This is a genomic window from Photobacterium sp. TY1-4 (assembly GCF_025398175.1).
Classification (GTDB): domain Bacteria; phylum Pseudomonadota; class Gammaproteobacteria; order Enterobacterales; family Vibrionaceae; genus Photobacterium.
The window spans coordinates 1,447,910-1,460,947 of sequence record NZ_CP099735.1 but is presented as its reverse complement, the minus strand read 5'-3'; the positions used below and the strand labels follow the sequence as shown (position 1 = coordinate 1,460,947).

General features: G+C 53.4%; 8 protein-coding genes. 4 read left to right on the top strand and 4 right to left on the bottom strand.

Going from position 1 to position 13,038, the window contains the following annotated elements; all coding sequences use genetic code 11:
• Window positions 1-394: 394 nt before the first annotated feature.
• Entirely contained in the window at window positions 395-1,105 is a 711-nt protein-coding gene (locus NH461_RS23255) for a helix-turn-helix transcriptional regulator (protein WP_261603330.1), read from the top strand.
• A 379-nt stretch (window positions 1,106-1,484) separates the two neighbouring features.
• On the opposite strand, the gene pdxH is transcribed toward NH461_RS23255, so the two are convergent.
• Window positions 1,485-2,120, bottom strand: coding sequence for a pyridoxamine 5'-phosphate oxidase (gene pdxH, locus NH461_RS23250; protein WP_261603329.1), 636 nt, complete (start codon window positions 2,118-2,120; stop codon window positions 1,485-1,487).
• Window positions 2,121-2,312: 192 nt separating this feature from the next.
• Here pdxH and NH461_RS23245 point away from each other — a divergent pair, with 192 nt between their 5' ends.
• The 3 genes from NH461_RS23245 (at window position 2,313) to NH461_RS23235 (ending at window position 7,935) form a co-directional block, all read left to right on the top strand.
• Window positions 2,313-4,145: an ATP-binding protein gene (locus NH461_RS23245; protein WP_410000149.1), complete on the top strand. Its 1,833-nt coding sequence runs from the start codon at window positions 2,313-2,315 to the stop codon at window positions 4,143-4,145.
• Complete coding sequence (locus NH461_RS23240; protein ID WP_261603327.1) at window positions 4,142-5,494, top strand: sigma-54-dependent transcriptional regulator; 1,353 nt, start codon at window positions 4,142-4,144, stop codon at window positions 5,492-5,494. The genes NH461_RS23245 and NH461_RS23240 overlap by 4 nt, the downstream gene beginning before the upstream one ends.
• Before the next feature lie 488 nt (window positions 5,495-5,982).
• The gene (locus NH461_RS23235; RefSeq protein ID WP_261603326.1) at window positions 5,983-7,935 is read left to right on the top strand and encodes an EAL domain-containing protein; all 1,953 of its coding nucleotides are present in this window, start codon (window positions 5,983-5,985) and stop codon (window positions 7,933-7,935) included.
• 103 nt (window positions 7,936-8,038) lie between these two features.
• Here the strand turns inward: NH461_RS23235 and NH461_RS23230 are convergent, their stop codons facing one another.
• The 3 genes from NH461_RS23230 to NH461_RS23220 all read right to left on the bottom strand — a co-directional run bounded on the left by NH461_RS23230 (window position 8,039) and on the right by NH461_RS23220 (window position 12,952).
• Window positions 8,039-9,670, bottom strand: a complete 1,632-nt coding sequence (locus NH461_RS23230) for a DUF342 domain-containing protein (protein ID WP_261603325.1) — start codon at window positions 9,668-9,670, stop codon at window positions 8,039-8,041.
• 528 nt (window positions 9,671-10,198) lie between these two features.
• Complete coding sequence (locus tag NH461_RS23225) at window positions 10,199-10,594, bottom strand: hypothetical protein (protein ID WP_261603324.1); 396 nt, start codon at window positions 10,592-10,594, stop codon at window positions 10,199-10,201.
• A 288-nt stretch (window positions 10,595-10,882) separates the two neighbouring features.
• Window positions 10,883-12,952 carry a tRNA(Met) cytidine acetyltransferase TmcA gene (locus NH461_RS23220; RefSeq protein WP_261603323.1) on the bottom strand — a complete coding sequence of 690 codons (2,070 nt, stop codon included), beginning with the start codon at window positions 12,950-12,952 and terminating at the stop codon, window positions 10,883-10,885.
• Between the last annotated feature and the right edge of the window lie 86 nt (window positions 12,953-13,038).

Genomic DNA, 13,038 nt, shown 5'->3' with positions numbered 1-13,038 from the left:
ATCAACATTCAGATAATCCAAACGATGTCAATAGGTGATTTCCCCCCTTATCTCGCCGACCCCGATTCGCTATATTTCATCTCGTAGACAGGGAGCTAACTACACAGTTCACTGTTTGCAGTATCCAATTGGATACATGCCAATTGAGTTTTCTTTGATATACACCCTCATATCAAAGATATGAACTAAATTGGATACCTCTTCTACACGTCGTACAGGATTGTGCTCTTCGGAGTCAAACTCTTGTCTTTGCCGGTCATCTTGGACCGGCTTTTTTTTGCCTTTCTCTGGATTTGTGTCCAACTATCCGGCATTGAGATATTGTAAGATTTTTCCTTTCTATTACACTTTGTCCAGTCCGTGAATCTATCCGCTATTGACCAGGCACTGCACCGTGAAAGAAAAAGTCGACCCCTCTCTTATCCACCTCTTTGATCAACTTCCCGGTTGCTGGGGATGTAAAGATAAAGACTCTGTTTTTGTCTACGCCAACGAGGAATATGGAAATATCATCGGTGTTAACCATCATTTAGATTGTATCGGCCGCACTGATTTTGATATGCCGAGCCCAACGGTCGAATGCGCGGATTCTTTTCAAGAGCAGGACCATTTGGTGATGAATACCGGAAATCGGATGCGAATTTTAGATATTCACCCTTATTCCGACGGTAGCTGGCGTGCACATTTATTCACGAAGACGCCCTGGAAAAATCAGGACAATGAAACCGTCGGCACCATTTTCTCAGGGGTGGAACTCAAAGACACGGCAATATTGGAAGTCGGCCATTGGATCTGCCGGGCAGCCGGCCTCAGCACCAAAGAGCAGGCCTCGTTCAACCTGGATTTAACCAACCAACCCATCGCCCTGAACACCCGGGAGTCTGAGGTGCTGTTTCTGCTGCTGTATGGTAAAAAGCCGCAATACATTGCCAAGGTCCTCAATGTTTCCGTCAAAACCGTTGAAAACTATGTGTTGCGACTGCGGGAGAAATTTAACGCGAATTCGAAAAATGAATTAATCGACCTCGCGTTGGATCTGGGGTTCGGATCGAATATTCCGGAGAGTATGCTTAAGCGGCAACTCTCGGTTATTTTGAAAGAATAAACTTTATTTGATTATTTTATTTTCAGAATATTTTTTATTTCCGAATCGGCACATCAACTTTATGGATACAATGAATTCTTCCGGTAATAAAATAAACCACAACTGAAATCAATAAACGTCCTGCACATGGCTCACTGAATTTGGCATCATCTATTGAACCTGGTGTCATTTTACCGGCGCAGGCGAGTGATCATGTCCAGCGCTTCTCTGCATCATGACAGCTACGCAAATATTCTGAACACCAATATATCTATTTACAGACAGTAGTTGAGCGTGTCGATGAAAAGACCGTCGGCGATGCGACATGACGCCCGATGGAAAATGCATCCCCTTCAGCCATAAAAAGTGCAGCATTGCGCTGCACTCAGATAAGGTCGAATTAAGGCGCCAGACGTTCGATATCCCACTGCTCGCCGTCCCGGGTAAACAAAAACCGATCGTGCAGCCGGTTGGCACCGCCCTGCCAGAATTCAATGCTGTTCACTTTCACCCGGTAACCGCCCCAGAATGTCGGGACAGGCACTTCCCCTTTCGCGAACTTCTGTTTCAGCTCCATGAACTTACTCTCCAGCGCCTGACGTGCCGAAATGCGGCTGCTCTGCTTGCTGGCCCAGGCCGCAATCTGGCTTTCTTTCGGCCGGGAAGAGAAATACTTCATGACTTCCATCGTCGAGAGTTTCTCGGCTTCACCCGTGATATGCACCTGTCGCTCAATCGGGTGCCATGGAAAATGCAGACTGATCCGCGGATTCTCGCCCAGTTGTGACGCTTTCCGGCTCCCCAGATTGGTATAAAAAACAAATCCATCCTGATCAAAATGCTTCAGCAACACGATCCGCTGATAAGGCTGCCCCTGCGGATCCACCGTTGCCACTGTCATCGCTGTCGGATCACTCAATTGTGCGTCCACCGCTTGCTGCAGCCATTTGCTGAACAAGCTTATTGGCTCTTCGGGTAAATCATGACGCCGTAAGCCGCCACGAGTATACTCACGTCGAATATCAGACAGTTCCATTGTTAACTCCGCGTTTGGTTATGCTGGGGAAATTGTGCGCCCTGCGTGGCGGAAAAACAAGTTCCGATAGCAGAATGGTCGGTTTTTCAGCTGTTTATCAACTCTTTTCCCGGAGACTTGCAGCTCTGCTAGCCAGCTCGTATTTTCAGGCGCCAAAGTCTGCTATACAAGCCGGTTCAACCCAGCCGGATGATGATCGTGCAAAAATTCAAAACGCTATTGTGGATGGCAGGCGTCGGACTGCTTCTTTGCGCAGGGATCGGTTACCTGACTTACCATCAGGTTGCCCGACATACCACGGAGAAACTGACCCTCAATGTGAACCAACTGGGGCAAAAGCTCGACGCCCAGCTGATGCGCTACAGTAAACTGCCGGAAGTACTGGCCCGCGATCCCCGCCTGCTGCGGCCTTTGCTGCAAGATATGGCCATTGAGCCCCCTGCTGAACCTAGCGCCCAGCAATACCAGGCAACCAGCGAATTACTGGAGCAATGGGGCACCATTCTCGGGGCCGATACCATTTACCTGTTGAACCAGTCCGGTACCACGCTTGCTGCCAGCAACTGGCAGCAGGCGGACAGTTTTGTCGGCCACAACTACGGCTATCGCCCTTATTTTCGCGATGCCATCGAAGGCGGCAAAGGGCAATTTTTTGCGCTGGGCGTGCTTTCAAACAAGCGCGGCTACTATTTCTCCTCGCCGGTATCGCAAGGGGAGCAAATCATCGGGGTCCTGACAATCAAAGTCGATCTGTCGCTGATTGAAGATATCTGGCAATACGAAGATCTGGAATACGTCATTGCCGACCCGTTCGGCGTCATTTTTTACAGCTCAGAGCCCAGCTGGCTGTATCGCGCCCTGGTGCCGCTCACCGCCCAGCAGAAAAGCCAGATTTTCGCCTCCCGCCAATACGGCAATGCGCCGCTGGCACCGCTGACCGCCCACCGGGAGCTGGCAGCCTTTCAGCAAAACAGCATCAGCCAGATGACCCTGCCGGCCCAGGATCACCGGGCTTCTTTCGTGGTTGCCAGCCGCGACATGGCCCAGGCCGGTATGACAATTTACGGATTCAGCCCGATCACCGTGGCTTATCGCTATGTCTTCCAGGCCATCATGATGTTTGCCCTGATCTATACCCTGCTGTGTCTGGCCGTGATTTCCTGGTGGCAGACCCGCAAGGCACAGCGCGCCTTGGCCCAGCTGAACGATCGCCTGGAACAACTGGTGATCAAGCGAACCAATAACTTACTCGAGAGCAACCAGCGGCTGCGCGAAACGGTCAAGCAATATGAACACAGCCAGGCCGAACTGAAGCAAACCCAGAGTGAGTTGGTCCAGGCTGCCAAACTCGCCACCCTGGGGGAGTTATCGGCCAGTATTAACCATGAGATCAACCAGCCTCTGGCCGCCATGCGTACATATACGGAAAACTCACGCAAGCTGCTGGCGAAGGAGCGCTACGATGCCGTCGCCAGCAATTTAGATGAAATCCTTCACCTCAACCACAGCGTTGCTGAGATCATCGCCCGGTTCAAAGTATTTGCCCGCAAAGCCCGCGGCAGTGACAACCGGACCGTTGCCGCCGACGCCATCCGGGCGGCCACCACCCTGCTCCACAATCAGCTGATCAAAGCGGGGATTATCCTTCGGGTCGGCGAGCTTTCCCCGGACATTCAGGTCAACGCCGATGCGGTCCAGTTCGAGCAGGTGCTGGTCAATCTGCTCCACAATGCCATCCAGGCCCTGGCCGACGCCCATCAGCCGCAAATCGGCATCCAACTCCAGGCCGATGGCGAGCAGGTGGAAGTACGTATCTGGGACAATGGTCCCGGCATGGATGAGACGCAGAAACACCAGATTTTTACCCCGTTTTTTACCACCAAACATGACGGGCTCGGACTGGGGCTGACCATTTCCCGCCGGATCATTGATTCATTTGCCGGGACGCTCACCGTCACCGATCACCCCGAAGGCGGCGCTGAGTTTGTGATCACCCTTCCCCGCAGTACCAAGGACACCGCATGAAGCCACAAGTAATTTTTATTGATGACGAGAAATCGATCCGCGACGCGCTGGGCCAAACCCTGGAACTCGAAGATTACGACGTCCAGCTTTTTTCCGGTGCCAAACCGGCCCTGGAGGTGTTGGATAACCACTATCCGGGGGTGATTATTTCCGACATTAACATGCCGGGGATCGATGGACTGGCGTTTCTCGAACGGGCGCTGGCAATCGACCCGGAGCTGTCGGTGATCCTGCTGACCGGACACGGCGACATCTCCATGGCGGTTGAAGCCATGCGCCTCGGCGCCTACGATTTCCTGGAAAAACCGTTTTCGACCGATCACTTGCTCGACGTGGTCAAGCGCGCTGCCGATAAGCGAGAACTCGTGCTGGAAAACCGGGAGCTGCGCCGTGAGCTGGAGGCGCAGAGCGGTCCGGGCCAGCGGATCCTCGGCAATACCCCGCAAATCAAGCAACTACGCCGGATCCTGTCCCATATCAAAGATACCCGGACAGATGTGATGATCCAGGGTGAAACCGGTACCGGCAAAGAGCTCGTCGCACGTTTTCTCCATGAGCACAGTGCCCGCCAACATCAGCCCTTTGTGCCAATCAACTGTGACGCCATTCCGGAAGCCATGATGGAGAGCGAGCTATTCGGCAACGACCCTGCCATGCCGACCAGCGGACAGAAGAAACGGACCGGCAAGCTCATCCACGCCAACGGCGGCACCCTGTTTCTTGATGAAATAGAGTCGATGCCGATGGCAATACAGACCAAACTGCTCCGGGTCCTGGAAGCGCGGCACATCGAGGCCTCCGACACCCAGCCGGCCCTCCCGCTGGATCTCCGTATTGTCGCGGCGACCAAAACCGACCTCCAGCAGCTCAGTGATCGGGGCCGATTTCTACCGGATCTCTACTACCGACTCAACGCGGTCAGCATCAACCTGCCACCGCTGCGCGAGCGCCAGGAGGATATCCCGATCCTGTTTCAAAACTTTATTCGCACTACCGCCACCCGCTACGGGACAGAGCCACCGCAAATCAGCCTGGCGCAACTACAGACCCTGATGGCGCACGACTGGCCGGGCAATATCCGTGAGCTCCGCAATCTTGCCGAGCGGATGGTGCTGATGGGAGATGCATCGCGCCTCAACGAAAGCAATCCGTTCGATGACGACACGCAGACAGCGACTCTGGCTGAACGCATCAACCAATTCGAATACACCTTGCTGACCGATGCACTGAAACGCCATCACGGCCGCTTGAAGGAGGTGCAATCAGAGCTGGGACTGGCACGCAAAACGCTGTACGACAAAATGAAAAAGCACAACATTGATAAGGACGATTTCAAACTCTCTCAGTAATACCAAAGTATTCCGGGGAAAATGGTTCGTTCACACGTAGCCTGCACCGTCGCCAGCGCGAGTAATTCGATTCAGTTAACTTAAGCCGCGCAAGATGCGATGACCAAATACAGAGGGCAGGAAGACAGGCATTCTTCCGTCACAACATAAACCACGGATCGGTGCTCTCCGATGCACCGACCTGTGACCCCCAACCAATCTTGTCCCGGCTCAGCTCTTTCAACTGAAAGCCTCTCGGATATGCAGTAATATTTTGAATCATCTTCCGAAACTGTTCACAAGCTTGCATCTTTCACCGCCATGGCACAGCAACTTTGTTAAATTTGGTTATCCATTTCTGTCAAGCGATCGCGGCAGGTCATCATCGCTCCCCGTGATTTCGTGTTGATAAATCTTATCGACGCAGTGACTCATATTCATCAACAACTCGGCCCCCAATGGTAGGAACACGCCAGAGACTGAATCCGAGCGCTGCATGAGTGTGCCCTATGACATTACAAAAACAATTATTTCGCCGTCTGGTTGCTCTGGTGGTGGTCCTCCTGCTCACCATCGCAGCACAGTTTGTCTACAGCCAGTATCAACAGCTGATCCAACAGCAAACATCCCTGATGAACCGACATCTCCAGCTGGCGACGCAGGTCCTGGCTACTGAAATCGCTCAGCCGGAACCGCGTGCGCTGGAACAACGTCTGACCGAGCTGGCCCATGCTTCGGGCTGGCATACTGCTCAGTTGGAAGTGCTGGCGCACGACCTCACGCTCTCGTTCAATCCACAGGCTGCTGAAGCTGTGATACCGGCTTGGGCAGTGCCCTTTGATTTATTTCCCGGTAAAACCCAAACGCGCCTGATCACAAATGAAGGTGCCATAATGGCCCGGCTCACCGTCTCTTCTAATCCGCAGGCGTTTTATCAACAGTGGGGGCAAACCCTGCTGACGACCTCGGTGACGTTGGGTGTGCTGTTGGCCCTGACACTGATAGGAATACATTGGGCGGTGAATCAGCCATTAAAACCGCTGCGCAGTCTGGTAGGTCGAGCCGATGCCCTGCTGCGAAACCAGTTTGGTGCGCCACTTTCCCTCCCCACAGCCAGTGATTTACAAGGTTTGGCCAAAGCCATCAATCATGTCTCGGTACAACTGGAGAAGAATTTCAAAACTCAGGCCCGAGAAGCGATGCAGCTGCGCGAGCAGGTCTACCGGGATCAGGTGTCGGGCATGGGAAACCGCAGCTTTTTTATCAGTCAACTCAACTCCTGGCTGACGAACTCTGCCCAGGGCGGGCTGGCGTTAATGAAAACGTCACTGATTGAAGCCTGTTATCGTGAACAGGGCTATACGGCGGGCGATGCGCTGGTCCGGGATATTGCCGATGGATTGAATCAGTCGATCACCTATAGCGATCTCACCTTGGCCCGGCTTTCTTATGATGAGTTTGCCTTGTTGGCGCCGGATATCAGCCGGGAGAAGCTGTTCGAAATCGGGCAGTTCATGCTTTCTGTCGTCGCGCAGCTACAACCCCGGGTCGCTAGCCAGCAAGCCACCCCCGCCCATGTCGGCCTGATCCTGAACTATCACGCATCCAATGCCAGTACCTTGCTAACCCAGCTCGATAACGCCCTGAGCCAGGCCGCACTGTCTCCGCAACAACCTATCGCCTTTGTATCCGATCCCGATAGCCAGACAGCCATGGGCAAACAGCAATGGAAAGCGCTGCTGATTGAAGCAATCGACAACGACTTGTTCAGCTACCGCTTCCAACCGGTGATTGCCGATCAAAATGAGGTTTATCATCATGAAGTATTCAGCGCAATCACCAAGCATGGTCAATCTTATTCAGCCAGCCAGTTCCTCGGGGCCATCGAAGATCTCGGGGCCGGCAGTTTATTCGACCGCCACGTGCTGGCCCAGCAGATTAACCGACTCAATGCTGATACACAGCTCGGTCCCCTGGCGATTAACCTGACCAGCACCAGCACCCGAGATCCGGCATTTATTCATTGGCTCAACCAGTTGCTCGACAAAAACCAGGCTTTAGCCGGCCGGCTCTATTTTGAAATTCCCGAAGCCTGTTTCATTCACCACCCCGACGCCACAAGCTTGTTGTGTGCCGCCATCCGTTTTTACCAGTTTGGTTTTGGGGTCGATCATTATGGCCGCCATTTCAAATCGCTCGACTACCTGACAGATTTTCGCCCGAACTATGTCAAAATCGATTTTGCGTATACTCACCAGCTCAATGATCCGACCAAGTCCCAGTTGCTTTCCTCTATTTCGAGGACGGCGCATAGCTTGGATATCATGACGATTGCAACCCGCGTCGAAACGGAAACACAGCTCGAACGGCTATCGGAATTATTCGTGAGTGGTTTTCAGGGGTTTATTACCGAGGGCTATCGTCCGCAGCCACCCTTACAACCTTTGGTTGCGCATCGGTAAAATCGGACTAGGTCATTTACACTGTAAATTGCTCAGTTGCCTTCAAACCGGCAATCCGCAGAAAAGTTTGAGCATCATGAAAAAGGCATTTACAGTGTAAATTTCAGGCATGGTAAGGAGCGCGCTGTAAGCTCCGTTCTGAATAGTGGACAACCGTCGGACCGTGCTCTTCAGTCACCGTCATCATTTCTTTTTCTATCTGACAACGGATCTGCGCATAGAAATGCCCGACGGCGGTGATCTGAGCCCCTTCAAGGGTTTCATCATAGCGCTGACGTAACGTCTGATAGCGCTGCTTCAAATCATCCAGGTTGTGCTGATGAGATAACGAGGCCGCTTTCAATTTTTCAATCAGCGCCGGCGGACGTTTGTCCGCCGTCACTTTGAGTAACTTCAACTTTGCTTGCTTGAGCTTGAACCCATTGCGCTGCTCGCTTTCAATTTGCTGATGCAACTCGCCGAGACGTTCACGCCACTCACCATATTGGCTGAAGACGACAATCTCAGTGGGAACTCCGGCCGCGGCACCAATATTTACCGCAATCACGCCCTGGCCCGCGTCAATCAGCCCACCACTCAACGTTCCCTGCCGTCGGGTCTGATCCATAACCGAAACCAAGCCCGGTGTCTGCACCCGACAATGCAGCACATGCAGGGTGCATGAAATCCCTTCGCCAGCGCTGATATCGGCGTACTGGGCAAACTTACTGACCACCTTCCCCCCGGCCTGAAGCCGACAAGGCAATGCTTTGCCGTCCTGCTGACGACCAATGATCCCTTGTGTCACCAGAATATCACCGCCGGCTTCCAATACTGCCAACTCAACGAAGCCACTGACGGTTATATTCCCCGTCGCGGCGACTTTCATTCCCGGTTTAATATCCCCGTTAATCACCACGCTACCATCAAATTGGATGTGTCCGGTAGAAACATCAACCCCGGCTAAGGTCAACGCATCGTCAACCTGCATCCCGCGCCCCTTCCGCAGCGGGATCCCAGATTTTACGGCCAGTAACAGGCTCTCATCTGAAGGATCCATTACCGTCCCTTCACCCACCTCAAAATCAAGCGCCTGGCCCGGCGTCGCAGACATCATTTTGCCAAGCACATTAAAACCGTCTTTTCCCGGCGTCGGTGGATGCCGCTTCATCAGGGCCTGCCCGGCTTCAACGGTGATCAAGGCGCCCAAATCCAGCATATCTACTTTGCCATCTTCAGTCGCCTGCGGACACAGGATCCGCTGACTGGCGTCTGCGACCAGAGGTTCGAATCGGGTATCCGACCCATGGCACGGCTCCCGGCCAAATGCCACCGCCATCGTCAGCTTTTCTCCCGGCTTCAATTGCTGAGCTTGAACCAGGAGCTCCTGCAACACAGCCTTGCTGATCCCCTTGACGATGTGATTTTCCTGCAGCGCGGTGATCAACTGCTGGCCGGAGAGCAACGCGCCGCCATATGCGCCTGTCACCGTCACCGATGCAGTCATTAAATCCGGTTCCGTCTTGACCAATAATCCGGTATCCCGCCGTTCAGCAATCACAATCTGGCGAATTTCAACGGCGACATCGGTATCGCCGTCTTCTGCCGTCGCAGCCGCGTTTAGCTGCGCCAGTGCCTCAGCAAGCGCCGGTTCGAACACAAAAAAATGCTCCGCACCCAGTTCAATCATCTGGGCTGTGATCAGCTCCCGCGTCAGCGGCGGCTCATGCTGGCGCTGACCAGAATTTGCAATCAATGAGAGCGAACAACCATCTTGAGAGAATTGAAGAACGGGCACGTATCACCTCTGACACCAATCCATAAGTATCCGGAAATAATTGAAATAAAACACGACAGGACCACACTACCACTCATCCTACCTCTGCGACAATGTAGTGGATCACGCCTTAGTCACACTTCTATTTGCAAATTTATTGATAAGAGCAATAACAAGGAGTCTATGACACTATTAGAGCAGAAAAGGTATTGCCGGGCAGCCGTCAAAGCCACTCTTTTCTGAGCAGACGATAGATTTTCGAGTGAGATTTGACCCAGACGGTCACATGCGAAGAGCAGTGCTGCCCGCCGGGTAAATTTTCGGGCGGGCTTTGAAATATATTGGCGGCAACCCACGACTATCAGCCTGTCAGTTAGCGTCTGTTATCATCAGTGCGTATCAACATTGATTGAAAGCCAAGGTTTTTATCAACCCGGCAGCAGGGCAACCGAACCTTTGTCTCAACCTCGGTCAAACGGGTATGCCCCGATGACCGGGGCACAGGGCTTAATCCAGATCAATCACCAGCCGCATCAGCTGTTCATCTGTCAGCCAATGATTGAAATGAAACTGGTACTGACACCCACGCCCTTCTGTATCACCCCGCTCAACCGGTGTCAGATACCCCGCCAACGGCGGCATGCCTTGCAGCCCGATCTCATACACCGCGGTCATCTCCAATGGCGTACTTGCACGAAGGTAGAGGCTACGCTTGCTCAGCCGCGCCACACAAACCCGGGATCCGATGCCAAATCCTAGCTCATTGTCGAGTACAGAGTGATGATACAGGCGCGCAGCGAGCCCCGCCTTGCCCGGTGAATAAAAGATATCCGGCTGCACAGGATGAAATACAGGCAGCGTCAGCTTTTCCAACGCCCGGCTATGAACTTTGACAAAACTCATCTCGTTTCCCCCATATTCCTGTGGCCATACTCCGCATGGACTAATTTAACCGCAAAAAAGTCTTCCCTCTCCTTTCTAACTTTAGTCCATTTTTCTGGCAGTAAGGTCCAATCTCGTATATTTCTATCGAACAAAGCCCTGCCATAATGAAACGATGTTTTATTATGGCAGGGCTTTACAGGGGTGAATCGGATGATGCTTGTTTGTCGCTGTTGAATTTACACTGTAAACCCGTATGAATGGCAGACGCTCAACTTAAATTTACAGTGTAAAGTGATGGTGAACAGGCTATAAAGGGGTTTGAGCCACCAATTGACGTAGTGCTGCATCCGCCTGCTGCTTCCCGGCATATCCAAACTCTTTTACCACTTGCTCCCATGACTGACGTTGCAAAATTTTGGCGACCGCCATCTGCAGAACCGGCTCAATCACTGTTGCCTGTGCCAGCTGTGCAACCAACCAGCGCTCCAGTGCAGCGACAATCAAATCATAACCCAAACCACCCTCGGCATAGATTTGTAATTGATGGCGATGAACAGCCGTCAGGCCGGGTAACCGTGTCGGTTGCGATACGAGCAGGTTCTGGTAAAGCTGACAAAACAAAGTCGTATTCAAGCTACGAAATTGCTCGACACGCTGGGCATTAAAATTGTCGGCAAAGATATCACTTGCGCTCTCACACCAGGTCTGTGCCTCTGTACTGAGCGGCAACACCATCAACATGGAATGGGCGCCGCTGGCTGCATCTTTGCTGATCCCGAGACGAACGGGTCGATACCCGGCTTGCTGCCAAAAGCTCAATAGCTCCGGGACTAACCCAAAACTGGTTCCCAGGTAATCCAGGGATTGGGTTTGCCCCCATGCCCGGCAGTAAGCCAACAAACCGCTACCGATCCCCTGCTGCTGACAATCGGGATGAACCGCAATTCGCATGATCCGAGCACATCGCTGCTGCGCCCCAACGTCAAGTCCCAAGTGCGCCGCCACCGACTGCGCCAGTAAATGCCCCCGCGGCCGACGCTGTCCAAGCATAACTTGCTGGGCTAACGTCGCGCTAAATCCACCTTCTGATGCCAGCAGCACACATCCCACCAGTTGCTGCGCCGCCTCCGCCACAATCACCTGAACATCCGGGTCATCGAGAATTTGCGTCAGGTCGGATGGCGAAGTCTGGTAATGCGCATTCACCAACAAGCCGAACAGCGCCGACAAATACGATTCGTGGTTCAAGAGCTCAGCAGCAGACACCGTGCGATACTGAACCGGCGATTTCAGCGGAAGGGTGAACTGCGGATACTCGGCATCAAGCAACAGGGCCTTGAACATCCAGGACTCTAGCGGATCACCGGCAGCCCAGCGAATTGGAGTGCTGAGTTTCATCGCCCGCCATTGCGGCGCGATCCGGTCGAGCTGCTGGCGAAATTTAATCGCAAAACCACGACCGGTCCCTTCATAGCCATGGACCGTACTGGCAAATGCAATCCGGCGAAAACGGTTTAAGAAAGCTTGCAGCAATGGCGCCGGAATGGCGGCTGCTTCATCGACGATCAGAAAATCCACCGCAGCCCCATCGTCGAGCAACGCATCCGGCGCAATAAATTCGATCGTACTGTGCAGGAAAGACAACTGCTTCTGCGACGATTCAGCCTGGCCCAAACCCGCAGCAGCGTGACGGAATAAGGTTTCGGCGCAGGCAAATGATGGCGCGGTAACGACAATCCGCAGCGAGCGCTCTCGCATCAGACTGGCGGCAGCAATACCCAGCGCCGCCGATTTTCCCCGTCCGCGATCAGCCGTCAGGACCAAAGGGCGTTTACGGTGACCGAGCACCACCCGGCGGATCGCATGAACAGCATCAGTTTGCTCTGCGGTCAGGCAGCCAAATTCCGGATCCTGGTAAATTGGCGCCGGCAGTACGTTGCCCGGTAACAGCGGTAACGGGTGGCCTTGTTTCAAGCCGATTACACCCGGCGCATCGATCAGATTGAACAAGCGTTGGCGAGAGGGGGGCGCCGACGCCGTCTCCCCGTCCGGTGGCAGAAGTAACAACAACAGCCCGCCGCCGGCCACTGTGCCGGATAACGCGCCAAGGGCATCCGCACTAATCGAGTCATAACCATTAAAAATTAAACAATCGCATTCCTGCCCCAGCCATTGCCGGGCCTTTTTCTGCGCCAAACCTTGCATGTTCTCAGGCGCATGATCCCCTGCCCACAGCACCCGGGGAAATGGCTGTGCCAAATGGCGCGCCTGCTGCTCGCACCAGGCCCACTCCCCCTGAACCGTCACCAGGTATCGGATATTGGCCTGCTTGGCGCGCTCGATCAGGGCGCTTTGATAATCGATAAGATCTAACATGCTCGTACTCAACGCTGATATTCAGGCCAGATCATAGCATGGATAAATTGTCGAACTGTAGACTCCGCAAAGTACAATCAACAGCG